General features: G+C 64.1%; 20 protein-coding genes and 1 pseudogene. 7 read left to right on the top strand and 14 right to left on the bottom strand.

The features are described from left to right. The 9 genes from ACYPXD_RS28970 to ACYPXD_RS29010 all read right to left on the bottom strand — a co-directional run. On the bottom strand, positions 1 to 1,829 hold a 1,829-nt coding region (locus ACYPXD_RS28970), incomplete at its 3' end, for a methyl-accepting chemotaxis protein (RefSeq protein WP_459719810.1). A 27-nt stretch (positions 1,830 to 1,856) separates the two neighbouring features. Beyond that, positions 1,857 to 2,384: a chemotaxis protein CheW gene (gene cheW, locus ACYPXD_RS28975; protein WP_075155294.1), complete on the bottom strand. Its 528-nt coding sequence runs from the start codon at positions 2,382 to 2,384 to the stop codon at positions 1,857 to 1,859. 67 nt (positions 2,385 to 2,451) lie between these two features. Beyond that, positions 2,452 to 4,773 (bottom strand): chemotaxis protein CheA, encoded by a 2,322-nt coding sequence (cheA, locus tag ACYPXD_RS28980; RefSeq protein WP_459719814.1) that lies wholly within the window; start codon positions 4,771 to 4,773, stop codon positions 2,452 to 2,454. Positions 4,774 to 4,863: 90 nt separating this feature from the next. After that, positions 4,864 to 5,235, bottom strand: a complete 372-nt coding sequence (locus tag ACYPXD_RS28985) for a response regulator (RefSeq protein ID WP_219798560.1) — start codon at positions 5,233 to 5,235, stop codon at positions 4,864 to 4,866. 29 nt (positions 5,236 to 5,264) lie between these two features. Next, positions 5,265 to 6,359: a flagellar motor protein MotB gene (motB, locus tag ACYPXD_RS28990; RefSeq protein WP_459719817.1), complete on the bottom strand. Its 1,095-nt coding sequence runs from the start codon at positions 6,357 to 6,359 to the stop codon at positions 5,265 to 5,267. Positions 6,360 to 6,383: 24 nt separating this feature from the next. Further along, positions 6,384 to 7,244, bottom strand: a complete 861-nt coding sequence (gene motA / locus ACYPXD_RS28995; RefSeq protein WP_219798558.1) for a flagellar motor stator protein MotA — start codon at positions 7,242 to 7,244, stop codon at positions 6,384 to 6,386. A 133-nt stretch (positions 7,245 to 7,377) separates the two neighbouring features. Beyond that, positions 7,378 to 7,923 carry a flagellar transcriptional regulator FlhC gene (gene flhC / locus ACYPXD_RS29000; RefSeq protein ID WP_459719821.1) on the bottom strand — a complete coding sequence of 182 codons (546 nt, stop codon included), beginning with the start codon at positions 7,921 to 7,923 and terminating at the stop codon, positions 7,378 to 7,380. A gap of 123 nt (positions 7,924 to 8,046) precedes the next feature. Beyond that, positions 8,047 to 8,376, bottom strand: a complete 330-nt coding sequence (gene flhD / locus ACYPXD_RS29005) for a flagellar transcriptional regulator FlhD (protein ID WP_459719824.1) — start codon at positions 8,374 to 8,376, stop codon at positions 8,047 to 8,049. Positions 8,377 to 8,860: 484 nt separating this feature from the next. Then, on the bottom strand, positions 8,861 to 9,076 hold the full coding sequence (locus ACYPXD_RS29010; protein WP_459719827.1) for a hypothetical protein: 216 nt from the start codon (positions 9,074 to 9,076) through the stop codon (positions 8,861 to 8,863). Between ACYPXD_RS29010 and ACYPXD_RS29015 the strand changes: the two genes are divergently transcribed. Continuing rightward, a complete protein-coding gene (locus ACYPXD_RS29015; RefSeq protein WP_459719830.1) occupies positions 9,076 to 10,143 on the top strand; it encodes a glycosyltransferase family 4 protein in 1,068 nt (355 codons plus the stop codon). The two genes, ACYPXD_RS29010 and ACYPXD_RS29015, sit on opposite strands and share 1 nt — an antisense overlap. A gap of 537 nt (positions 10,144 to 10,680) precedes the next feature. Here the strand turns inward: ACYPXD_RS29015 and ACYPXD_RS29020 are convergent. Then, positions 10,681 to 10,983: an H-NS histone family protein gene (locus ACYPXD_RS29020; protein ID WP_459719832.1), complete on the bottom strand. Its 303-nt coding sequence runs from the start codon at positions 10,981 to 10,983 to the stop codon at positions 10,681 to 10,683. Between the two features lie 684 nt (positions 10,984 to 11,667). Between ACYPXD_RS29020 and ACYPXD_RS29025 the strand changes: the two genes are divergently transcribed. After that, the gene (locus tag ACYPXD_RS29025; RefSeq protein WP_459719835.1) at positions 11,668 to 11,946 is read left to right on the top strand and encodes a PXPV repeat protein; all 279 of its coding nucleotides are present in this window, start codon (positions 11,668 to 11,670) and stop codon (positions 11,944 to 11,946) included. 136 nt (positions 11,947 to 12,082) lie between these two features. Here ACYPXD_RS29025 and ACYPXD_RS29030 read toward each other — a convergent pair whose 3' ends face one another. Continuing rightward, entirely contained in the window at positions 12,083 to 12,913 is an 831-nt protein-coding gene (locus tag ACYPXD_RS29030; protein ID WP_459719838.1) for a Cof-type HAD-IIB family hydrolase, read from the bottom strand. A gap of 57 nt (positions 12,914 to 12,970) precedes the next feature. Next, positions 12,971 to 13,861 carry a glucosamine kinase nucleotide-binding domain-containing protein gene (locus tag ACYPXD_RS29035; RefSeq protein ID WP_459719841.1) on the bottom strand — a complete coding sequence of 297 codons (891 nt, stop codon included), beginning with the start codon at positions 13,859 to 13,861 and terminating at the stop codon, positions 12,971 to 12,973. Between the two features lie 239 nt (positions 13,862 to 14,100). On the opposite strand from ACYPXD_RS29035, the gene ACYPXD_RS29040 reads away from it, so the two are divergent. Next, complete coding sequence (locus ACYPXD_RS29040; RefSeq protein WP_459719844.1) at positions 14,101 to 14,736, top strand: DNA-3-methyladenine glycosylase I; 636 nt, start codon at positions 14,101 to 14,103, stop codon at positions 14,734 to 14,736. Positions 14,737 to 14,832: 96 nt separating this feature from the next. On the opposite strand, the gene rpsU is transcribed toward ACYPXD_RS29040, so the two are convergent. After that, the gene (gene rpsU, locus ACYPXD_RS29045) at positions 14,833 to 15,045 is read right to left on the bottom strand and encodes a 30S ribosomal protein S21 (protein WP_075155305.1); all 213 of its coding nucleotides are present in this window, start codon (positions 15,043 to 15,045) and stop codon (positions 14,833 to 14,835) included. 756 nt (positions 15,046 to 15,801) lie between these two features. Between rpsU and ACYPXD_RS29050 the strand changes: the two genes are divergently transcribed. The 4 genes from ACYPXD_RS29050 to ACYPXD_RS29065 all read left to right on the top strand — a co-directional run bounded on the left by ACYPXD_RS29050 (position 15,802) and on the right by ACYPXD_RS29065 (position 22,949). Continuing rightward, positions 15,802 to 17,247 (top strand): flagellin N-terminal helical domain-containing protein, encoded by a 1,446-nt coding sequence (locus tag ACYPXD_RS29050; RefSeq protein ID WP_459719849.1) that lies wholly within the window; start codon positions 15,802 to 15,804, stop codon positions 17,245 to 17,247. 314 nt (positions 17,248 to 17,561) lie between these two features. Continuing rightward, on the top strand, positions 17,562 to 19,130 hold the full coding sequence (gene fliD / locus ACYPXD_RS29055) for a flagellar filament capping protein FliD (protein WP_459719852.1): 1,569 nt from the start codon (positions 17,562 to 17,564) through the stop codon (positions 19,128 to 19,130). A 66-nt stretch (positions 19,131 to 19,196) separates the two neighbouring features. Then, positions 19,197 to 19,496 (top strand): flagellar protein FliT, encoded by a 300-nt coding sequence (locus ACYPXD_RS29060; protein ID WP_459719856.1) that lies wholly within the window; start codon positions 19,197 to 19,199, stop codon positions 19,494 to 19,496. 411 nt (positions 19,497 to 19,907) lie between these two features. Further along, positions 19,908 to 22,949, top strand: coding sequence for a tetratricopeptide repeat protein (locus tag ACYPXD_RS29065; RefSeq protein WP_459719860.1), 3,042 nt, complete (start codon positions 19,908 to 19,910; stop codon positions 22,947 to 22,949). 1,295 nt (positions 22,950 to 24,244) lie between these two features. Here the strand turns inward: ACYPXD_RS29065 and cysC are convergent. Next, positions 24,245 to 24,808, bottom strand: a pseudogene (gene cysC, locus ACYPXD_RS29070) (adenylyl-sulfate kinase); the annotation flags it as partial. Positions 24,809 to 24,847: the final 39 nt, after the last annotated feature.

A 24,847-nucleotide genomic window follows, 5' to 3' on the forward strand; every position in this document is an offset into this window, starting at 1 on the left:
GGCTCGCGGCGGGCCGCGGGCGCGTCGCGCTGCGGTACGGCCGGCTTTGCGGCGTCGTGTTTTGCGGTGTCGTGTTTTGCTGCATCATGCTTCGGCGCGACGCTTTCCGTGGCGTCCGCGCCCGCGCCAGCGCCGACGCTTGTGCCAATATAAGCGGGCTTCACCGGCTTCGTTGCGGATGCAACCGGTTTCGCCTGAACCGCGGGCGCCGCCGCCTGCGGGCGCACCGGCGTGCGCGACGGCGCGGCCGCAAAGCTCGCGAAATCCGACGAGCCGTCGGCCGACACGCGCCAACCGCCGACCACGCCGCGCAGCTGCCGCGTCTGTTCCTCGAGCGATGCGGCCGCGGCGGCCGCCTGCTCGACGAGCGCCGCATTCTGCTGCGTCACGTCGTCCATCTGGCTCACCGCGCGATTGACCTGCTCGATGCCGCCCGACTGCTCTTCGGACGCGGCGCTGATCTCGCCCATGATGTCGGTCACGCGGCGCACGGCCTGCAGGATCTCTTCCATCGTCGTGCCCGCACGGCCGACGAGTTCCGAGCCGCCCTGCACCTTGGCGGCCGAGTCGCCGATCATCTCCTTGATTTCCTTCGCCGCGCTCGCGCTGCGCTGCGCGAGGCTGCGCACTTCGCCGGCCACGACCGCGAAGCCGCGGCCCTGCTCGCCCGCGCGCGCCGCTTCGACGGCTGCGTTGAGCGCGAGAATGTTGGTCTGGAACGCGATGCCTTCGATCACGCCGATGATGTCGACGACCTTGTTCGAGCTGGCCGCGATATCGCGCATCGTGACGACCACTTCGCTCACCACTTCGCCGCCGCGCGTGGCGATTTCAGAGGCGTTGACCGCGAGCTGGCTCGCCTGGCGCGCGTTCTCGGCGTTCTGCCGCACGGTGCCGGTCAGCTGCTCCATGCTCGACGCGGTTTCCTGCAGCGATGCGGCCTGCTGTTCGGTACGCTGCGACAGATCGGTGTTGCCCATCGCGATTTCGCGCGCGCCCGTGTCGATCGATTCCGTGCTCGAGTGCACCGACTTCACGAGCGTGACCACGCCCTCCTGCATCTTGCGGATCGCCGCGAAGAGCCGCCCCATTTCATTGCGGCTCGTATTGCGCACGGTCTGCGTGAGGTCGCCGGTCGCAATCCGCTCGAAGCATTCGATCGCTTCGTCGAGCGGCTTCGAGATCATGCGGCTCATCACGACGCGCACGACGATCATCATCAGCAGCGCGACCGCCACGCCCGTGCCGATCAGCACCTTCATCGTCGCGATATAGTGCGCGGCGTCCTGCTGCTGCCGGTTGGCGCTTTCCTGCAGCGCCTTGACGATCGGTGCCGCCGCGTTGTCGAACGCGACGAACATCGGGCTGATCTTCGTGTTTGCGAGCTTGCGGTAGGTGGTCAGGTCGACCTCGCGCAGCGCCGTGATTTCAGGCTCGACGCCCTCGTGCAGCAGCGACGCGCGGCGCGCAACGGCCTCGTCGATCAGCGCCTGATCGATGCCGCTCTTCTGCAGCGACGCAAACGTCTGCCACGCTTCGTTCGATTTGTTGAACAGTTCCTGCGCGCGATCGATCGCCACCTTCGCCTGATCGAGCTCGCCGTCGCTGAGCAGGCCGCTCGCCCGGTCGAGCGAAACGCGGCCGCGCAGCAGATAGGTCGACGTATCGCTCAGTGCGCGCGTCGCCGTCAGATCGCCGTTCGCGATTTCGTCGAGGGCGCTGGTGGCGCGCGTCAGCGAAAACAGCCCGAGCGCGCCGACCGCTACCGTCAGCAGCACGAGCACGGCGCCGACCACGGTCAGCGCCGCGCGAATCGACCATCGGTTCATATGTCGTTCTCCTGCTCGCCCTTGCCTTTAGAGACTGACCGCCTCGATCAGCTCCATTTCGCGGCTCGTCATCAGCTTTTCGATGTCCATCAGGATCAGCATGCGGCCGTCGACGGTGCCGAGGCCCGTCAGGTATTCGGTCGTCAGCGTCGCGCCGAATTCCGGCGCGGGCATGATCTGATCGGCCGTCAGCGTCAGCACGTCGGACACGCCGTCGACCACCATGCCGACCACGCGATGCGCAACGTTCAGGATGATCACGACCGTCTGATGGTCGTATTCGACGCGGCCCAGATGGAACTTGATGCGCATGTCGACGATCGGCACGATGATGCCGCGCAGATTGATCACGCCCTTGATGAAGTCGGGCGCGTTCGCGATGCGCGTGACGCTGTCGTAGCCGCGGATTTCCTGCACCTTCAGAATATCGATGCCGTATTCCTCGGCGCCGAGCGTGAAGACGAGGAACTCCTGGCCGCCGGCGTCGGCCTGCGCTGCATCGCGACGGCTCACTGCGCCGCCCAGGGCCGGGTTGATCGATTGAATGTCTGCCACGTTAGCCCCCAAAGGGTTGGGTATGAGTTGGTTTGTCTGTTGATCGATTGATGTGCCGATCGACCGGTCAGGCCATCGCGAGCGCGCCGTGCGCGGCACGCGTCTCGCGGTTCAATGCCGCCACATCGACAATCAGCGCGACGCTGCCGTCGCCGAGAATCGTCGCGGCGGAAATGCCGTGCACCTTCCGGTAGTTCGTTTCGAGGTTCTTCACGACCACCTGCTGCTGGCCGACCAGTTCGTCGATCAGCATCGCGAAACGACGGCCTTCGGTTTCCATGATCGTGACGATGCCCTGCGTCGGATCGGTGCGCGCGCCGTCGACGGTGAACACTTCGTGCAACGCGACGAGCGGCAGGTATTCGCCGCGCACGCGCACCACCCGCTCGCCGTTCGCGACCGTGTAGATATCTTCGGCGCGCGGCTGCAGCGACTCCATCACGAAGTTCAGCGGCAGGATGAAGATCTCGTTGCCGACCTTCACCGACATGCCGTCGAGAATCGCGAGCGTAAGCGGCAACACGATGCGCGTGGTGCTGCCCTTGCCCGCGTGCGACGTGATTTCGACGTGACCGCCCATCGACTGGATGTTGCGCTTCACGACGTCCATGCCGACCCCGCGGCCCGACACGTCGGTGACCTGTTCGGCGGTCGAGAAGCCCGGCAGGAAGATCAGGTTCCACACTTCTTCGTCGGTCATCGATTCGCTGACCGACATGCCCTGCTTCATCGCCTTCGCAAGAATCTTGTCGCGGCGCAGGCCGGCGCCGTCGTCGCTGACTTCGATCACGATATTGCCGCCGTGATGCGCGGCCGACAGCACGAGCTGCCCCGTGCCGTCCTTGCCCGCTGCGCGCCGCGTTTCAACGGTTTCGATGCCGTGATCGAGACTGTTGCGCACGAGGTGCGTGAGCGGGTCGATGATGCGCTCGATAAGGCTCTTGTCGAGTTCGGTCGCCTGACCGAAGGTGACGAGTTCGACTTCCTTGCCGAGCTTCGCCGCGAGATCGCGCACGAGACGCGGGAAGCGGCTGAAGACGTAGTCCATCGGCATCATGCGGATCGACATCACCGCTTCCTGCAGGTCGCGCGCGTTGCGCTCGAGCTGCGCCATGCCGTTGTAAAGGCGGTCGTGCAAGGCCGGATCGAAGGTGCTCGTCGTTTCCGCGAGCATCGCCTGCGTGATCACGAGTTCGCCGACGAGGTTGATCAGCTGGTCCACCTTCTCGACGCCGACGCGAATCGAGCTGCCCTCCGCGCTCGCGGCCGCGGCCGGACGGGCCTTGCGGTCGCCGTCGCCGGCCGGGTTGGCCTGCTGCGACGCGGCGGCCGGTGCGGCTGCGGGGGTGCCTGGCGCGACCGCGGTTGCCGGTGCGGCCGGCGCCGGCGTTGCGCTTGCCGCCGGCGCGGGTGTAGCCGCGGCGGCCGCAGGTTGAGCAGCCGGCGCTGCGGCCGCCTGTGCCGCCGCTGGTGCCGCCGCTTGCGGCGCGGCCTCGACCGCTGGCGCGGCCGGCGCCGCCGGTGCGCCTGCTTCCGCCTGCCCGTCGCCGTCGGGCGCGCGGCCGCGGCCGACCGAGATCTGGCTCTCGTCGATCACGAAGCACAGCACCGCGACGATGTCGTCGGACGGCACATCGGTTTCGAGCCACAGCGTCAGATCGCTGCCTGTCTTCACCTGTCCGACGATCTGACCGAGGTTGCCCAGCTCCTCAGCGAGCAGCGCCTCGTCCTTCTCTCCCACGCCCCGTAGCGTAATTTTCAGATGCGGCCCGGCGGCGTCTGCTGCGCCGCTCGTTGCCGGTGTTGCGGTTGTTGCGGTTGTTGCCGATGCTCCGGCATCGATGCCGTGACGCTCATTCGCCGCGTCGAAGGCCTGATCGATGACATGTTCGGGCGGCGAGCCCGCAGGCGCTTGCGCGGTGGCCGGCGCAATCGTTGGCGCAGCGGGTGCGGGCGCTTCGGCCGGCGCCGCCGCTGCCGACGTGTCCGCACCGAAGCGGTTCTCCGCGTTGAGCCGCTCGAGCTTCGCGCAGATCGCCGCGGCCACCGCCGCGTCGGGTTCCTGGCTCGCGCGATAGTCGGCGAGCTGCCCGGACAGCACGTCCTTCGTTTCGAGGAACGTGTCGATCATGTCCTTGCGCAGCACGAGTTCGTTGTTGCGCGCGCGATCGAGCAGCGATTCGAGGATGTGCGTCGTCTCCGTCAGCGCGGTAAAGCCGAACGTCGCGGCGCCGCCCTTGATCGAATGCGCCGCGCGAAAAATCGCAGCGAGATCTTCCGGGTCGGGTTGGCCGACGTTCAGATTGAGCAGCAACTGCTCCATCTGCGCGAGCAGTTCATCCGCTTCGTCGAAGAACGTCTGATAGAACTGTGTGATATCGAGTGTCATGCCTGGTTCACCGCGAATATTTCTGTCTGCTGGGCTCGTTGCTGCCTGGTTGTCATTTGCTGCGTGACGGTGCTTCAGGTCGGGTCAGGTTCAAGCGGGCGCATCGAGCGTCGAAACGAGTTCGGTCAACATATCCGGATCGAGCGGTTTCTCGATCCAGCCCGTTGCGCCCGCCGCGCGCGCCGCTTCCTTGAATGGCTCGCCGGATTCCGTTGTCAGCAACAGGATCGGCGTCGCCTCGTAGGCGGGGTTCGCGCGCAGCAGTGCGATCAGGTCGACGCCGGTCTTGCCCGGCATGTGCTGATCGGTCAGCACGAGATCGAACGCCATCGCGAGCGCGTGCTCCAGTCCTTCATCTCCATCTTTCGCGACCGTCACGTCGTAACCGGCGGTCGTCAGCGTCGCGGAGAGAATCTCCCGCATGGCGGCTGAATCGTCGATCGCGAGAATGTGCCTGATCATGAAAACCTCGCTGCGTCTCGAATGTTGGTTTACTTGATCTGTCCTGCTGCGGGCGTGACAGGGGCCGGCTGCGGCGTCGTGATGCCCGGCGCCGCAACGTCCGGCACCACCACACCCGGCGCCCGCGCGGCCGGCGCCGGGCCGCCCGCCGTCGCCTGGCCGATCTTCTGCACGAGCGGCGGCGAGAACGATGCCGAACCGCCCGCGTCGTCCGACAGCGTGGTGGTGGTGGTGTCGTCCTGGTTCATCTGCTCCTCGGACTTCTTGTTGAGCACGATGATGCTGATGCGCCGGTTTTCCGGATCGAGCGGATCGGCCTTGTTCAGGTTCTGCGTCGACGCGAGGCCGATCACGCGCAGCACCTTCGATTCGTCCATGCCGCCCGCGATCAGCTCGCGCCGCGACGCGCTCGCGCGGTCCGCGGACAGCTCCCAGTTGCTGTAGCCTTTCTCGCCGCCCGCGTACGGCACGGCATCGGTGTGGCCCTGCACGACGATGCGGTTCGGCACGTCGTTCAGGGTCTTGCCGATCTCGCGCAGGATGTCGCGCATATACGGCTCGACTTCGTCCTTCGCGGTCGCGAACATCGGCCGCTTCTGCGAATCGACGATCTCGATGCGCAAGCCCTGCAGCGTCGAGTCGATGCGGATCTGCTGCTTGAACTGGCGCAGCACCGGGTTCGCCTGGATCGCGGCCATCAGCTTGACCTGCAGGTCGTGCAGACGCACCTGTTCGCGCCGCTCGAGCTGGCCCTGGCTCAGCGCGGCCGCCTCGTCGTCGTTATGCGCGACCGAATGCGTGCCGTTGCGCGTCTGTCCGTCGGTCTGGCGCATCACGCCCTGGCGGTCGGTCGACACGTCGCGGCCGCCCGCGCGAATCACGCTCGAGTCGGTCGAGCTGCGGTCGCCGCCCCACAAGGTGATTTTCAGCGGCTGGTTGAAGTAGTCGGCAATACCCTTCAGCTGCACGGTGGAGGCCGAGCTCAACAGCCACATCAGCAGGAAGAACGCCATCATCGCGGTCATGAAATCCGCGTACGCGAGCTTCCATGCCCCGCCGTGGTGGCCCTTCTTGTTCGGCGCCGAGCGTTTGACGACGATCGCGCGATCCTTATCCTTGCTCATTTCGGCTGCTCCGCCTGCTCTGCCTTACTTCGCTTTCACGCGCCGCACGTGCTCTTCGAGCTCCGCGAACGACGGGCGCTCGGTCGAAAACAGCACCTTGCGGCCGAACTCGACCGCGATCGCGGGCGCATAGCCGTTCAGGCTCGCGAGAATCGTGACCTTGATGCACTGGAACATCTTCGTCGACTCGGTCACGCGCTGTTCCGCGACGCTCGCGAGCGGCCCGATCAGGCCGTACGACAGCAGAATGCCGAGGAACGTGCCGACCAGCGCCTGCGCGATCATCTGGCCCAGAATCGCGGGCGGCTTGTCGGCGGACGCCATGGTGTGCACCACGCCCATCACCGCCGCGACGATACCGAAGGCCGGCATCGCGTCGCCGATCTTCGCGAGCGCGTGGCTCGGCGCTTCGCCTTCCGCGTGATGCGTTTCGATCTCTTCGTCCATCAGGCTTTCGATTTCGAAAGCGTTCATGTTGCCGCCCACCATGAGCCGCAGGTAGTCGGTCAGGAATTCGACAATGTGACGGTCCGCCAGAATCTTCGGGTATTGGGTGAAGATCGGGCTTTTCTCCGGATCGTCGATATCGGCTTCGAGGGTCAGCGTGCCTTCCTTGCGCGCCTTGGCGAGCAGCACGTACAGGAGCGCCATCAGCTCCATGTAGACGTCCTTGTTGTACTTCGAGCCCTTGAACAGCGTCGGGATCACGCGGACGGTCGCCTTGATCGTCTTCATCCCGTTGCCGAGAATGAAAGCTCCGACGCCCGCGCCGACAATCATCAGCACTTCGACGGGCTGCAGAAGCGCAGCCAGGTGGCCGCCCTCCAGCACGTAGCCGCCGAAGACGGACAGCAGCGTCACGAGTGTTCCCAGGAAAATCAGCACCGCGGAGCCCCCAAATTAGGCGACGGAGATCGTCGTTAATTGGGTTTACGGCAGGGAAACGAAAAACCTTTGACGGAAAAGCCATCTGCCGCCCCCCGTGTAAACCTTGGGGCGGCGGCGCTTTGCGGGAAGATCAAACCGCCGCGCGGGCCCGTTCGTCGGCGGCCTTGCGGGTCTTTCCGGCCCGCGAAGGCGGCTGGCACAATCCGCAGACGAAACCCGCGCGCGGATCGTGCGCGTGCGCGACGAAATGTCCGCCGCAGCGCGTGCACGGCGTCAGCTGCAGCATGCCGGAATCGAAAAAACGCACGAGCGTCCAGGCGCGCGTCAGGCTCAGCACGGGCTCCTCGCCGTGCATCTGCACGTGCTCGCGATACAGCCGGTAGCCCTTGACGATCGATTGGATCGTCTCGCAGCCGCCGCGCGCCGACATGAAGCGGTAAATGTTGTAGAACAGCGACGAGTGGATGTTCGGCTGCCACGTCATGAACCAGTCGGTCGAGAACGGCAGCATGCCCTTGGGCGGCGATTCGCCCTTCAATTCCTTGTACAGCTTGATGAGGCGGTCGCGCGAGAGGCTCGTTTCGGCCTCGAGCAGTTGCAGCCGCGCGCCCAGCTCGATCAGCTCGATCGCCAGCGTGATTTCGCGCACCTCGAGCACAACGCTCTTAGTGGCCATGCGCGCTGTACTCCATCTGATCGAAACCGGCGGCGCGAGCGGCAGCCGTGGCCGGCCGGCTCGTCGCGCTCACGCCGCGCGAGGCGGCGAAGTGTGTGCACACCTGCAGCGCGGCGCGGCGCATCAGCCGATCTGCTCCACCGGCTGGCCCGCCATCAGAATCGCCGAGTGCGCCTGACTCACGGAAGTCGGCTTGCCCTTGTCGGCGAGCGAAGAAAGGATCGCGTGGTCGTCGAAGCGGAAACGGCACAGCAACTGGTTCGACGCCGACAGCTTCACGGTCTGCGCAAGCGTCAGATTGACGAGCACGTCGGCGAGCTGCTCCGAGATTCCCATCCGGAACATGCCCATCGGCTTGTCCTCGCGCAAAAGACGTTGCGCGAGCAACAGATACGACAGGTTCACTTCCTTGATCTCATTGAGCATGTCACTACGGGCGACGGTAGCGCTCATGATTCCCCCGAATTCGAATCCTGATTGAAGCCTGATTGGTCTTGACTGGTCTTGTCTGGCCTGCACGAAATCGTTTGCTCTTTCGCGTCCGCTGGGTTTTTTCAGGGGACACGATCGGCAGTGTGATGACCGTTGATGCATTGTGTCCCTAGCCGTTTCGCACGAAAAGCGGACATTCGCCCGTCTGGACGACGGAATCGTCCATTAATGCTGTAGGAATTTTTCCTACAAAAACAGGGACTCAACTTCGAATGCTTCGGGGATATTTATTTGGCGGGCCGACTGGCCGGCGCGGGGAAAGCGGCGAGCGAATTATAGGGCGATTTCATGCTGCCGCAACAATCGCCGTGTAACGGCGAACGCGCCTCTTGCCATGGGCGGGCCGCCTCGCCGATCATGTCGGGCGGCTGCGGAGCCTTGTCGCGCAAGGATCGACGCTCGATCGTGACAATTGCAACGACGTTCGTTTCCCGCTGTAACAACATTAAGCGTTTGAAAAATAGGTCGAATTATCGCGCTGGATACCGATAATGAGCCTTAAGGGATAACCCGATTCGGCTTCGAGGCCGCCATCGGGCGAGCGCACCCAAGCTTCATCCAGGTCCGCCTGAGCGCCGCCCATCCGTCCGACCGGCATTCGCCTTCCGCTGCGCTTTTGCGCCGCCGTGCGAAATAGCCCTTTGAACAGGAGTTCATACAATGCGAATCGCACAAATCGCGCCGCTTTACGAAGCCGTTCCTCCGAAGTTCTACGGCGGCACCGAGCGAGTCGTGTCCTATCTCACCGAGGCACTGGTCGACCTGGGCCACGACGTGACGCTCTTCGCGAGCGGCGATTCCGTGACGTCCGCGAAGCTCGAGGCCGCCTGGCCGCGCGCGCTGCGCCTCGATCCGACGATCCGCGACGCGATGGCGCCGCACATGCTGCTGCTCGAACGCGTGCGCCGCATGGCACACGAATTCGACGTGCTGCACTTCCACCTCGACTATCTGCCGTTCCCGCTTTTTTCGCAGATGGACACGCCGTTCGTGACCACGCTGCACGGCCGGCTCGATCTGCCGGAACTGCAGCCGATGTTCGATACGTTCGGCGATGCGCCGGTCATCTCGATCTCTGACTCGCAGCGCCAGCCGCTGCCGCAGGCGAACTGGCTCAACACGATCTACCACGGCCTGCCCGATCAGTTGCTCACGCCGCGCGCCGATCGCAAGCCCGAGTACCTGGCCTTCCTCGGCCGGATCTGCCCGGAAAAGCGCGTCGACACGGCCATCCGGATCGCCGCGCAGACGGGTCTGCCGCTGAAGATCGCCGCGAAGGTCGACAAGGTCGATATGGACTACTTCAAGGCGGAAATCGAGCCGCTGCTGTCGCAGGCGAATGTCGAATTCATCGGCGAGATCAACGAGGCGCAGAAGCCCGAGTTTCTGTCCGGCGCGAAGGCGTTGCTGTTCCCGATCGACTGGAGCGAACCGTTCGGCCTCGTGATGATCGAGTCGATGGCGTGCGGTACGCCAGTCATCGCATTCAACCGCGGTTCGGTGCCTGAGGTGATCGATCACGGCGTGACGGGATATATCGTAGAAGACGTGCAGGGCGCCGTGGCCGCGCTCCAGCGCATTGACGAGTTGTCGCGCGAAGAAATCCGCGCGCAGTTCGAAAAGCGCTTCAGCGCGAAGACGATGGCGCAAAACTATGTCGACGGCTATATGACGCTGATCGAAGCCCAGCGTCGGCCGATTCTGCGCCGCGTGGCCGCCGCCGGCTGATCGGGCGTCATCTGGAAACGCAGCGCGTGGCGCCGGGGGCTTGAACCGTCGGCGCCATGCGGCTGGCACGTTCGGTTCGATTTCGTTTTTGGTTTGACCTGGTTCGCCCGGCAATAAGCGTTTTCCCGGAGTTGGGTTCGGTTTTCCGAGAACGCATGGAGCGTCCGCTTCCGGCGAATTAACCGATGTAAAACGTTTGCGCACCTTCATATTGAGCTAGAAGTGTGCATGGCATGCAAAAGCCGCCTTTGGAAGGCGGCTTTTTTATTGCCTTGCTTCGAAGCCGGCTATAGCCTGGCTATAGCCCTGTATAGCTCACTCGGCAGCCGGTCGGATTTTCGGGCAAACGGTTTGCCCGAAGCATTTGGATCGGCTTTCAGAACGCATTAGAGTGCTTCGACCCGTTCGCAGCCAATTCTGAATAGACCCGCCGAATTGACTCGAACTTGAGTCAGATTTCAGTACAGGCGGGACTGCAATTGCGCAACCGCGTATGGATCAGACCACGAACGGTTACGCAATATCCATACACTTTGATTACGCCTCACCGATCAGGAAGCGGTCGCGGCTCTTGCCGGCAATCCATTTCGGCGGCTTGCCGCGCCCGCTCCATGTACTGCCGGTTTTCGGATCGCGGTATTTGGGCGGCAGCGGCGCCTTCTTCGGCGGACGCCCGCGCCGTGCGGCGGCGGCAAAGCCCAGATCTTGCGGCGTCAGACCATACTCGGCTATCTGACGTTGAATCTCGGCAATCACATTGCCCACTTCGATACGGCGGGCTTCCTCCGCCTGAGCTTGCAGCTTGGCGATCTGGCTCTTCAAATCAGCATATTGCGACATTTCGGCCTCCCTTTTTGTTCAACCCCGTCGGTTCGGAGATTAGCGTCGTTTAATAAAGTCCGCAACGGACCATTATCATTTTACGCGAAATCCTATGATAATTTTTACGAAAGAAACGGTTAAATGAGCTGCAAATTTTACGAAGAATAAGGGGCCGCGAAGTGCGGAATTAACAAAAGTTGACATCCGTATTCCAAATGCGTCTGTTCGAATGCACTCCAATCCGGATATATCGGCAAATTCGTGCGTTCCCGTTAGGCGCGTTGCGCGACCAGTTTTTGTGTGATTCGTTGCACGCTTCGTCCTGCAAAGCATCTCGCGATTCCGGGCGGCTTTGCATTGGATGGGGAGCCTCGACGATTAATCGCGTGGCACAGATGTAAGGCTGGCTTACGGCGATTGCTGTGCGCGGCCTGTCTCGCGCGCCCCAATTGGGCCCGCAGGCCCCGCCGGTCAGGTGCTTTGTAGCTTGCGGTGCGCTTTACGCACGCGCGCTGAATGGCCAAGCCGCGCTTGCACTCCGTAACATCCTGTCGCAGTACGCGGCGAATGGAGTGCGTAGATTGAACCTGTGCGACAAGGATGTCGCGTCGTGCCGACTGCATTGCATGGTGCAACGTGGTGGCATGGGACCCGAGTCAGCGCTAAAGCGCTCACTCCAATCGACTGGCGGGAGGAATCAACATGAAGCGCATCGTCACTCATCTGCTCATCGCAGCGGGTCTCGCGGCCGGCGCATGCGGGGTCGCGCAGGCGCACGGCAATGTCGGCATCGGGATTTCGCTGGGCACACCGGCGCCTGTCTATGCAGCGCCGCAGCCGGTCTACTACCAGCACTGGGATCGCGGCTGGGACCGGGATCGTCACGACTGGAACCGCGGCGACGATCATCGCTGGGAATACCGGGATCATAATCACCGCAGCTGGGACCACGGCCGTACCTGGGGCAACTGGCGCGATTAGCGGGCCGCGTACCCGGTAACGCGCGGCTCATTGCACAACTAACCGGGCCATCGATCGCGGGCGCATGGACGGCGCCCGCGCTTATATTCCTCGATGCCCTCCGGAGCGTGATCCACGAGGGCATCACGCCGGAGCATTACCTCAGCGCAGGCATCACTTCATCGGGCAGTTCGAACAGCTTGCGCAAATGATGCGCCACGCCCGCCTCGAAGTTATTGCCGATACGCGGCACTGACGGCAGCCTCGCGATCAGATCGCGGTTCGCGTTGTTCATCATGAACGGATGACCCGCTGTTTCGAGCAGATCGATGTCGTTCATGTTGTCGCCGAATGCGACGCAGCGCGCGGCATCGATATCGAGACGGTTCAGCACGACTTGCAGCGCGCGTCCCTTCGACACATTCGGCGCCATCACTTCGAGACAATCCGGCATCGAATACGTGACGTAGAGCGACGCGCCGAACTCGCGCTCGAGATTGGCCGACACCGCGGCAAGATCGTCGGGCTCGCCGATATAGAGCACCTTTGCGATATCGCGGCCATCGTGCGCATTGAGATCGACGACTTCATACGCAAAACCTGAATCCTGGTGATAGCGCAGCAGATGCGGCGCATCGCGGTCGATAAACCACTGCTCGTCCGCGAACAGATTCGCGATCACCCGTCCATGCGCGCCCGTGATTTCCGGTTGCACCAGACGCCTGACCGTGGCGGGCATCAGGTTCTGCGCGTGCATCATCGCGCCGTTGGGCGCATGAATGCGCGCACCGTTCGACGTGACCAGATAAGGATGAATGCCGAGTACGTCGCGAATGCCGGCCACATCGGAATAATGGCGCCCGGTCGCAATGATGAAATGCAGCCCCTGGGCCTCGAGGCTGCGCAAGGTCGAGACCGTGAACGGATCGACCTGATGGTTGGCGTTGAGCAGTGTGCCGTCGAGATCGGTGGCGATGACGCTATACATAAGTGTGGGCGGCAGACGACTTTCGGAGTTCGTATTTTATCGTCGCCGGCCCTTCGGTCATGCTCCCGCGGAGAATACCTTCGCCGCTTCGCGTTGCGCAAGCTGCAGCGCGCCGTGCGCCGAGTCGGACAGCGGCGCGCGCAAACGCGCCTGCAAGCGGGCGGGCACGAACTCGCGCAGCGGGACGGACAAGCCACCGCACAGTGCGACAGGCAATGCGTGATCGGGATCGAGCGCGTCCGCCAGCTGTTCGATCTGCTGACCGGCTTCGGCGAGGAGCCGCGCTGCGACCGGATGCTCGCGATGCGCGAGCACGACCGGCGCGAGGCTGGCATACGCGGTCGTATTCGCGGCGCAAAGCCAGACGACGAGGCTGTCGCGATCCTGCGCGCCGACCTTCTCGAGCAGCGCGCGCGCGAGATCGTCGAGCGGCGCGCGGCCGTCGAGCGCGCGTTGCGCATGCACGATGATGCGCAGCCCGAACCATGCGCCGCCCGCTTCGTCCGCGGTCGGATAGCCGTAGCCGCCGGCAATCCGGCAGACGCCCGACTGATCGAGCGCCGCGGCGATGCTGCCGGTGCCGATCGCGACGACGACACCGGGCGCGCCGCCATGCGCGCCGAGCAAGGTTGTGTAGGCGTCGCTTTCGACGGCGAGCCCGGCCACCGCAGGCGCCCGCTCGCGGAACGCGGCAAGCCAGTCGCGATTGTTCACGCCGGCCAGTCCGCAGCCCACCACGCAACGCGACCAGTCAAGCGCGAGTCCGGCGCGCGCAAACGCATCGGCGCTCGCCGCTTCGATCGACTGCCACGCGCGCTCGACGCCGAGTGCGAGGCCCGACGGGCCGCTCGTCGCGATGGCGAGCTCGCGCCCCTGCGCATCGCCGAGCACGACGCGCGTGCCGGTGCCGCCACCATCGACGCCAATCAGATAGAAGTGCGTATCCATCGATAATGTTCATTGAGAGTGATGCGGCGGCCTGAACGCGGACGCCCGCCATCGCGCCACGATGCCGCGGCGCCTTGGCCATCGACGATCGGCCATCCGACGATCGGCCGTCGGCCCATCTGCCCATCTGCCCATCCGCCCATCGGCCGGACGGCCAGCTTGCGAACCGATGTCGATCGGCTATGCTTGCAAAGCCTTTCTTCACCCGTTCGACACATTCACCACGCCGGAGCCGCAACATGACACAGCGCGAGACGCCACGCTGCACCTGGGCAACAAGCGAAGCACTCGCACACTATCACGACAGCGAGTGGGGTGTCCCGTCCCGCGACGATCGTCATCTGTTCGAGATGCTGGTGCTCGAGGGCGCGCAGGCCGGCTTGTCGTGGTCCACCATTCTGAACAAGCGCGAAGGTTACCGCCGCGCATTCAAGAACTTCGATATCGATGCGGTCGCCCGCTTCACGCCGAAGCAGATCGATACGCTGATGCTCGACGCGTCGATTGTCCGCAATCGCGGCAAGCTCGAATCGACTGTCGCCAACGCGCGTGCGGTCCAGCAGATTCGCAACGAACATGGGTCGCTCGCGAACTTCATCTGGTCGTTCGTCGACGAGACGCCGATACAGAACGCGTGGAAGTCGTACCAGCACGCGCCCGCGTCGACCGACGTCTCCGACGCGCTCAGCAAGGGCCTGAAAGCGTACGGCTGCAAATTCGTCGGCACGACGATCTGTTATGCGTTCATGCAGGCGGTCGGCATGGTGAACGACCATCAGGCGGACTGCGCATTTCACGCGAAATGCGCAGCGCTCGGCAAGAAGCGCCGCAGCCGGAAAACGACAAAAGAGACAGGCAAAGAAAAAGCGGAGTGAACCGAAGTTCGCCCCGCTTCTGAATCTGAACCCCGCGCGCGCCTGATGACCAGCTTGATGAGCAGGTCTTATCGCCGGGGTTGAGCCGCCACTTTCTTAGTGGAGCTTCTTCGGCAGCATCTGGCTGCGCAGGCGCTTGTGCAGGCGCTTGACCGCAGCTGCCTTCTTGCGCTTACGCACGGCCGTCGGCTTTTCGTACGACTGACGCTCGCGCAGCTCGGCGATCAGGCCGTTCTTTTCGATTGCGCGGCGAAAGCGGCGGATCGCCACTTCAAACGGCTCGTTTTCCTTCAAAAAAATGGTCGTCATGGAGTTCCTAACTCGATCATTGATACGGTTTCAACTACGTGAGATAAGGCGGCTCACGCGCCGGCGCTCCGGTGGGATGCCCCGCTGGATTCACAGCCACACGGCCGGAACGGGACAAACAGCTTGCGAAGCGGCCCGGAGGCCGGAAAAGAGGTGGGAAAGTTCACCGCCGGTGGAAGTTGCGTACCCAGTCACCGCAGGTGGAACTCGCCGTCGCCCATAGGACGATCTCAATCCAATCCGCGATCATATCAGGGTTTTGGGCAGCGAACCAGCCATTTTTCCGCCCGTTCAAAGACTTGCGGACAGAGCGGAGCGGACGGACGGCGGCCGATCGCGGCCGTCCACGGCCGTCCGCATCGCACCTGATGCGCGCGACGATGCATCCTGCATCAAAGCCCGAATCGCAAGGACACCGCGCCCATTCTCTGCTGCCGATCGCCGCGACATGACTTGAACAGGTCGTAACGCAGTCATCTTTCGACCGGTGCGGACCCCGCAATTAACCAATTCTTACAAGTTTGGCGCCCGATTCCAAGCATCTGAATCACAAAGATTTTCGGCCCAAGGAGCAAGAAGGGCCCGGAAAGCCTTGGCTGACGCGGCTCTCCAATAAATACGCGCAATCCTGTTCGCTCCCTCAAGTTTTTTTTCTCAACGCCGTCAACCTTCACTGAGGCGGCCAGCAATGAACGAGTGCTTCCGCCGATCTCAACGTTGCCATGTTTCAAGACTAACGCCTCTACGGAGAACCACATGTCTCTTTCTATTAACAGCAATATTCCGTCGCTGGTCGCTCAGGAAAACCTGAACGGTTCCGGCAGCGCCCTGTCGCAAGCCATCACGCGTCTGTCGTCGGGCAAGCGCATCAACAGCGCGGCAGACGACGCAGCTGGCCTCGCCATTTCCACCTCGCTCCAAACGCAGATCAACGGCCTGAACCAGGGCGTGTCGAACGCGAACAACGGCGTGTCGCTGGTGCAAACGGCCAGCACGGGCCTCGCGCAGATCACGGCGAGCCTGCAGCGTATCCGCTCGCTGGCTGGCGAAGCAGCAGGCGGCACGCTGACGACGGCCAACCAGCAAGCTCTGCAGCAGGAAGTGACGCAGCAGATCTCGGAAGTGAACCGTATCGCTTCGCAAACGCAGTTCAACGGCATTGGCCTGCTGAACGGCCAGGCTGGCGTGATCAACGTGCAAGTTGGCGCGAACGTCGGTCAGACGGTTTCGCTCGATCTGAGCCAGGGCGTCTCGGCAGCATCGCTCGGCGGCGGCTTCGTGCAGAAGGGCAACGTGCTCGGCACGATCACGAACCTGAACCTCAACTCGAGTGGCGCGGAAACGTCGGGCGCAGGCACGATCACGTCGATCAACATCGTTTCGGACGGCAACGGCGGCTTCACGTTCACCGACCAGAACGGCAACTCGATCTCGACGGCGGCATCGGCAGCCCTGTTCACGACGACGACGACCAACGGCGTCTCGTCGCTGTCGCTCGGCAGCGCCAGCGCGCTCCAGCCGACAACCGAACTCGCAGCGATCTCGGCCGCGGCCAGTGCCGGCGCCGCCACGGCAACCGACGGCACGGTCTTCGGCGTGATCTCGGGCATCAACATCGATTCGACCACGGGTAAGGATGCGCCTGCAGGCGACACGAACACGATCACCTCGGTGACGGTCGAGTCGGACGGCAAGGGCGGTCTGAAGTTCGTCGACCAGCACGGCAAGGCACTCTCGTCGAGCGCGCAGGCAGGCCTGCTGACCGTTAGCACGACCGGCGCCGTCTCGTTTGCCGGCACGGCACCGACCAGCACGATCGGTTCGTCCGCCGCTGGCGTGCAGCCGACGGGCTCCGCGCTCGCGAACATCAACACGCTGAACGTGCCGACGGCTGTGTCGCAGATCGACATCAGCTCGACGGAAGGTGCGAACAACGCGCTGAACTCGATCGACAACGCACTCGCCGCAATCGCCAACATCCAGGCGGCGCTCGGCGCAGCACAGAACCGCTTCTCCGCGATTTCGCAATCGCAGCAGAACGAGTCGACCGACCTGTCGAGCGCCCAGTCGCAAATCACGGACGCCGACTTCGCACAGGAAACGGCAAACCTGAGCAAGGCGCAAGTGCTGCAGCAAGCCGGTATCTCGGTGCTCGCGCAAGCGAACTCGCAGCCGCAGCAAGTGCTGAAGCTTCTGCAGTAAGATTCGCTCTCAGCGAATCGAAGGGAAGTAGAAAGCATTTTGTAGCGAACAGCAGCACGCACTAACGCACGCGGGTGAGCCGGCAATTCATGCAGTACGGCTCATCCGCGGGCGCGTCTTGACGGGCGAAGCCCCGTTTCGAACACCGGCGTGACGCAAGCCCGCGCAATCGTCGCGCAAGCCGATCGTCAGGTCGTTGCGACGCTGACGAAGCAAACAACACCCGAACGAAGCAGTACAAGGCGGCGACCCGCGCCGCAGACCCGGATCGTTGCACATAAGCCGGCCCGACGGGGCCGCATGGAGCCTTTCAGATGACTTCACCCGTTAACTCCACGGCCGCCGCCGCCGCGGCAGCCGCCGCCGCCGCCGTTCAATCAGCCGCCCAGTCGCTGATCTCAGGCTCGACCGGCAACAGCAGCCTCGACGTCAACTCGCTCGTGTCCGCGCTGGTCAAGGCGAAGACCGCGGGCCCGGCGGCCAACATCCTGACGCAGGTGACCAGCGACAAGACCCAGATCACGGGGCTTGCGACGCTGTCGGCTGCCATGTCCGGCCTGCAGTCGGCCATGGCGCCGTTTCTGAACGGCAACGCGCTCGCGTCGTTCAGCGCGACGATGAGCGGCGAAGGGATTACGGCGAAAGCGGGCGACGGCGCGGCGACCGGCAACTATACGATCGACGTGAAGCAGGTCGCACAGGCGCAGTCGATCAGCTCCGGTACGTTCTCGAACGCCGACGCGGCCGCGATGGGCTCGGGCACCTTGACCTTTTCGCTGGGCAACGACTCCAGCTCGAAGTCGTTCCAGATCAACGTCGATACGTCGAACGACAGCCTGCAGCAGATTGCGGACGCGATCAATTCGGCATCCGACAACCCCGGCATCAAGGCAACCGTCATCACGGGCGCAAACGGCCAGTCGATCACGCTGCAGTCCACGACGACCGGCGCATCGAACCGAATTAGCGTCGCTTCGAGCGCGACGAGCGGCCCGCTGTCGCAACTCGCGGTGACGTCGTCGACCACCACCGACTCGACTGCTCCGGATGGCTCGTCGGCCATCAGCTCGGCCGGCAATTTCTGGTCGCAGAACACGGCCGCGCAAGATGCCGAACTGAACATCAACAACCAGCTCGTCACGAGTTCGACAAACACGATTACCGGCGCGCTGCCCGGCGTGACGTTGACGCTCGATCCCAACAACGACAAAACGATCGGCAAGCAAACGCTCACCATCGCATCGGACGACAGCTCGGTCGAAGGCGACGTGTCTTCGTTCGTCTCGGCCTACAACGCGGTGATCGACCAGTTGAACTCGCTTGCCGCGCCGGGCACCGCGGGCGTACAAGGCAGCGGCGGCCAGCTGCTCGGCGACGAAATGATCAACCAGATCGGCGCGGCCCTCGGCAGCATCGTGGGCGGCAAGGTGTCGAGCGGCGGCTTGCAGGGCACGCTCTCGTCGCTCGGCATTTCGTTCCAGTTGAACACGGGCGGCCTGCCGTTCGCGGAGCTGCAGATGGACGCCGATCCGAACCTGCCGACGCTCGACAACGTGCTCTCGACCAATCCGTCGATCATCAGCGCGCTGTTCAACGATACGAACGGTATCGCGCAGCAGCTGAATTCCGTGATAAACGCGTACACGTCGGACGATAAAGGTATCATCACGCTGCGCACGAACGCGCTCACTGCCGACATCACCGCACTCGGGAAACAGCAGGACGATCTGGACGATTTCGCCGCGCAACTGACGTCGCAGTACAACGACCAGTTCACCGCGCTCAACACGCTGATGGCGCAGGCGCAATCGAACCAGAACTACCTGACGGCGCTGTTCGGCGGCAGCAACAGTAATGGCGCGCTGGCGCAGAACAGCAAGTAAGCGCAAACATGCAGTCAGCGGGCGGCAGATAAGCGGCGGTTCACTCAACGAGGAGTACGCAAGGCCATGGACCAGAATCAATTGCTCGAGCGAGTCGTCGGGCTGACGCAGATGATCGAGGAAGCTGCGGCGATTTCCGACTGGCCGCGCGTCGCCCGTCTGATGGAGCGGCGCACGCCGCTACTCGAATCGCTGACGCTGCCAACCTCGCCCGCCGCGCTGCAGGCGCTGCGCCGCGTGCAGGCATCGATCGAAACGCTGCGTTCCCGCGCGAAAACATCGCGCGAAGAACTCGAAACGGAATACGGCACCGCCGTCCGCGGCGTGCAGGCTGCCAACGCGTACACGCGCATTGGCATGCTTTGACGGCATCGCCGCAAGATGCCGACCGAATATCGATAAGAATAACGCGCCGGTTTCAAGGCGTGCTCGTTCAGCTCAAGCCCGCTTCAAGCGGGCTTTTTTTATGGGCACGCGGGTCGGATCGAGCGGAGTCGACCGGTGCGCGGGGTTGGCCCGGGGTTGGCCCGGGGTTGGCCCGGGGTTGGCCCGGGGTTGGCCCGGGGTTGGCCCGGGGTTGGCCCGGGGTTGGCCCGGGGTTGGCCCGGCGTTGGCCCGGGGTTGGCCGATATGCGCCCCTACGCGCCGAAAAACGGGGGAATCCCGCATCTGCTCGCCGGATCGTCCGGGGCCCAAGTCTCTAGACTTGTAAATGGGGCACTGCGCGCTCAGGCATATCGCCCTGACGTTCGATGCCCCACGCCCGGAACAGAACCCATGACACTCGACGCCACCCTGCAGCAGGCCGTGCAACATCATCAGACGGAAGCTTTCGCGGAAGCGGAACGGCTGTACCGCTCGATCCTGCGAGCGCAGCCCGATCATCCGGAGGCGAATCATCATCTCGGCATGCTCGCGGTGCAGCTCGAGCAGCACACGATGGGGTTGCCCTTCCTGAAGGCGGCGGTCGACGCCAGCCCGCAGCGCGCCGAGTTCCGGCGCGACTATGCCGATGCGCTCGAAGCAGCGGGCCAACCCGATGAAGCGGCACGCGTACGGAACGCCGGCCACCCGCGCGCCGCGCCGGCGAGCGCGGGTTTCGTGACCGGGATCCACGCAGCCGAAGCGATCGGCGATGCGGCCAGTCACGTCACGAGCGCCCCGAACGACATAAGCGCAACGCCAGCGAACGGCGCGTCGACCGCCGCCGAAGCCGACGTCCTCGCTGTCGAATTCGTCGAAACGATCGCCCTGCTGACCGCGAAAGGCGATCACGCGGGTGCCGAAGCGCTCGCGCAGCAGATGGTGCGCCTGCTGCCGCAACACGGTTTCGGCTGGAAAACGCTCGCGCACGCAGCGCTGCGGCGCAGCGATCTCGATGGCGCGTTCGTCCCGCTTGAGCACGCGGTGCGGCTGATGCCGCAAGACGAGCCGTTGCGCAACCATCTGAACGCCGCGACGGCGATGCGCAACGCGCGCGTACTCGACCAGGCCGGGCAGTACCAGGAAGCCGAGCGGCTCTACCGGATCGTCGTCGACTTTTACCCGCAATACCCGGACGGACTGCACAAGCTCGCCGTCGTGCTCATCCGCCTGCACCAGCCCGACACGGCGGTCCCGCTGCTCGAGCACGCGATCGGCATCAATCCGCATCAGCCGCAGTACTGGATGAACTACATCGATGCGTTGCTGCAATCGGGCCAGACACAGGCCGCCTGGGCGGCGCTCGAAATGGGCCAGCAACGCGGCATGACCGGTCCCGCCGTGGACGCGATCATCAACCTGATGACGACGATCTCCGCGCAGAACCTGCAGATCAAGCCGGCGCCCATCACCGAGCCGCCGCAGAACGGCATCGGCATCGTCGCACCCGCGCAGAACGATGCGGCCGTATCGGCACTGGCGCTGGCAACGGCGTCGACCCCGCGCGCGCCTCGCGCGCCGCAGCCCGGGGCCGCCGGCGGAGCGATGCCGTCGCAACGTGAGGTCGACACGGCAATCGCGCACTTCAACAAGGGACGGCTCGACGAAGCCGTCGCCGCCGGCCGGTCGCTGACCGAGCGGTTTCCGTCGCTGCCGCTCGGCTGGAAGGTGCTCGGCTGCGGCAGTTACCGGCTCGCGAAATACGACGACGCGTTCGGCGCGCTGCAAAAAGCGAGCGAGCTGGCGCCGCTCGACGTCGAAGTTCTGCAGGCGCTCGTGAGTCTTCTGATGGCGAAGAACATGCTTCCGGATGCCGAAGCGCGCTGCCAGGCGATGCTCGACATCGAGCCTGACAACCCCGACGGACAGCGCATCATGGGCATCGTGCTCCTGACGCAAGGCCGCCTGAACGAGGCGGAGCAATGCGCGCGCAAATCGGCCGCGACCTCTCCCGATGCGTCCGGCACGCAGGTCACGCTCGGCGCGATTCTGCTGCAGCAAGGCCGGCATGCGGAAGCCGCGACCGTATTCCGCCGCGCACTGGAACTGGACCCCGCGCACAACACGGCCTTCGAAAATCTGAACTTCTGTCTGTCCCACGTCGAAAACGTGGAACCGGAAGAACTCTTCGCCGAACACGTCCGTTATGGCGAGCACTTCGAAAAACCGCTGAAAAAGCACTGGAAACCGCATCGCAACCGCAAAGACCCGAACCGGCCGCTGCATGTGGGCTTTATCTCGGGCGACTTCCGCGGCCATGCGGTCGCCAACTTCCTCGAACCGGTGCTCGAGCGGCTCGCGAACGACCGCAGCCTGATTCTGCATGCCTACTCGAATACGCCCGGCGAAGACCAGGTGACCGACCGGCTGCGGCAGCACTTCGCGCATTGGCACCACATCTTCGGGACGCACAACGACGCCGCAGCCGAGCAGATTCGCGCCGACGGCATCGATATCCTGATCGATCTGGCGGGCCACACGGCCAACAACCGGCTGCTCGTGATGGCGCACAAGCCCGCGCCGGTGCAGGCCAGCTGGATCGGCTATCCGGGCACGACCGGCCTGAGCGCCGTCGACTACTTTCTGGCCGACCGGTTCTGGGTGCCGTCCGAGGAATTCCGCAGCCGCTTCACCGAGAAGATCGTCTACCTGCCGGCAGTGGCGCCGTTCAGGCACGAAACGCTCTGCCCGCCGGTGAACGGGCTGCCCGCGCTGCGCAACGGCCATGTGACGTTCGGCAGCTTCAACCGTATCGAAAAGCTGCGGCGCGACGTGATCGAGTTGTGGGCGAAGGTGCTGCACGCCGTGCCGGGATCGCGCATGATGGTCGGCTCGATGCCGAAGGACAGCGTGCCCGAAGAACTGATCGGCTGGTTCGCAGATGCGGGTATCGGACGCGAACGGCTCGACTTCAAGCCGCGCTCGTCGGTGGCCGTCTATCTGCAGCAGCATTATCACGTCGACATCCTGCTCGACACGTTCCCGTTCACCGGCCTCACGACCACGATGCAGGCCTTGTGGATGGGCGTGCCGACCCTGACGATGCCGGGCCGTACGGTGCCGAGCCGCAGCGGCGTGACCGCGCTGTCGCACGTCGGACTCGACTCGTTCGTCGCCGACGGCGTCGACGATTACGTGAAACGGGCCGTCGCCCTTGCGAGCGATGTGGCGGCGCTTGCTTCGCTGCGCTCGGGCATGCGCGCGCGCTGCGAAGCGTCGCCGATGTTCAACCCCGAACTGATCGCGACAGGTTTCACGCAGGCGCTGCGTGTGATGTGGCGCAGGTGGTGCGACGGCAAGCCGGCGCAGACGTTCGATGCGTCGGAGCTTGCGCAAGCGGCGACGATGACCGATGCGCGAGAGCAGGAAGCCTCAGGCAAGGTCGCCGCGCAGTAAGAGCGGTTGGTTGCCGACCGTCTGTTAGTGGCCTGTCGGCTGGCCGTCGACGGGTCTGCGAGAAACAGAAACGCCGTCTGCGATATCGATCGCAGACGGCGTTTTCGTTATTGCTCGCTTGTGCGCTTGTGCGTGACAGCGCTAGCGGAAGCGCATGTTCATGACTGCGCGATGCGCACATTCCTGAGCGCGGCGTTTTCGACACCTTCGCCGATCTGCCGGTTCGCCGCTTCAATCGCGCGACGCTCGAGCGGATTGTGCAGCGCTTGCGGCTCGAGCTTGCCGAGCGCGTTCAGCTTCGCCTCGTCGTAGCGGATCAGCGCGATGCCCGCGTTGGCGTCGACATATCGATGTTCGCCGTCCGTATGCACGTAGTAGTTCACGTTCGACGGCGCGGCGCGATACGGAATGCGGTCCATCACGATCGCGAGCCACATCGACACCTGGTCGATGCGGTGCAGCGTGCCGCTGCGCTTGAGCGGCTCGTCGTGCTCGATGAGCCACTGCGCCCGATAGCGCCACGAGCGGTCGACAATCTCCGCGAGCGCTTTCGGAATGCCGAAGAAACCGGCGTTGCAATGCCCGGAGAATGTCGCGACATACTCGATATCGGCGGTGCCGACCGGCGGGAGATTGTGCATGCCGGCCGCACGTGCGATTTCCTTGAGCACGTCGAGCGACGGCTCCGCGACATCGGCGACTTTCGCCACGACCGCCTCGACGCCGAGGAACGGACGAATGTCCGCGACAGCGATCATGTCGGTATCGAGCAGCACGACATGGTCGAAGTCGAAGCGATGCAGGTTGGCCAGTTGCGCGATCTTGTTGCAATAACGGCCATCGCCGAAGCGCTCGATGTCGTGGAGCGTACAGCCGAGCTCGCGGAACAGGTCGCGCGTTTGCGCATCGACTTCGCGCGTGAACTGCACGTTGATGTCGGCGGGCTGATTGCAGCTGTGCTGGATCAGCGAGCGCGCGAGGTGATAGCCCTCGTGCGCGAAACGCGGCTCGGCATCGACGACGAAAGAGAAGATCGTGCGGGTGTGCAGCCTGGGGGCGGCCGGTTGCGAGTGGGTGGCACTGCTTGCCGCGGTGTTGCTTGCCGCCGCCTTCTTCGCTGCCATCGCCGCGGCGACGATCGGCGAATCGGCGTATTCCGATGCGGCGTTCTTTGCCGCGGCCTTCTTCGCCGCCATTGCCGCGGCGACGATCGGCGAACCCGCATACTCATCCGGCGTACCGCCTTTCGCCGCCGCGCCCGTCGGTTGCGGTGACTCGTTCTGCCACGCCTGCTGCAGCGCGGCCAGCACCTGCGATGCCGACGTCGCCGGATCGCACTGTGCCGTCTCGACACGAATTTCAGGCTTTTCAGGCACCTCGTACGGTGAATCGATCGCCGTGAAATTCTTCAGTTCGCCGCGCCGCGCCTTCTTGTACAAGCCCTTCGGATCGCGCGCCTCCGCCACTTCAAGCGGCGTATCGACAAAGATCTCGATGAATTCGCCCGGCTTCATCAGTTCGCGCGCCATCCGCCGTTCCGCGCGAAACGGCGAAATCAGCGACACGAGCACGATCAGGCCGGCATCGGCCATGAGCCGCGCGACCTCGGCCACACGGCGCACATTCTCCGCGCGATCGGCGTCGGTGAAGCCGAGATCGCGGTTCAGGCCGTGCCGCACGTTGTCGCCATCGAGTAGATAGGTCGGCTTGCCAAGCGCATGCAACTGCTTTTCGACGAGATTCGCGATGGTGGACTTGCCCGCTCCGGACAAGCCCGTGAACCACAGCACGCACGGCGCGCTGCCGAGCAGCGCCGCGCGGGCGGCGCCCGTCACTTCGAGTTGCTGCCAGCGGACGTCGACATCGTTGAGCGCCTTCGACCCGCCGACGCGCGGGAT

The sequence above is a fragment of the Paraburkholderia sp. 2C genome, assembly GCF_054589215.1.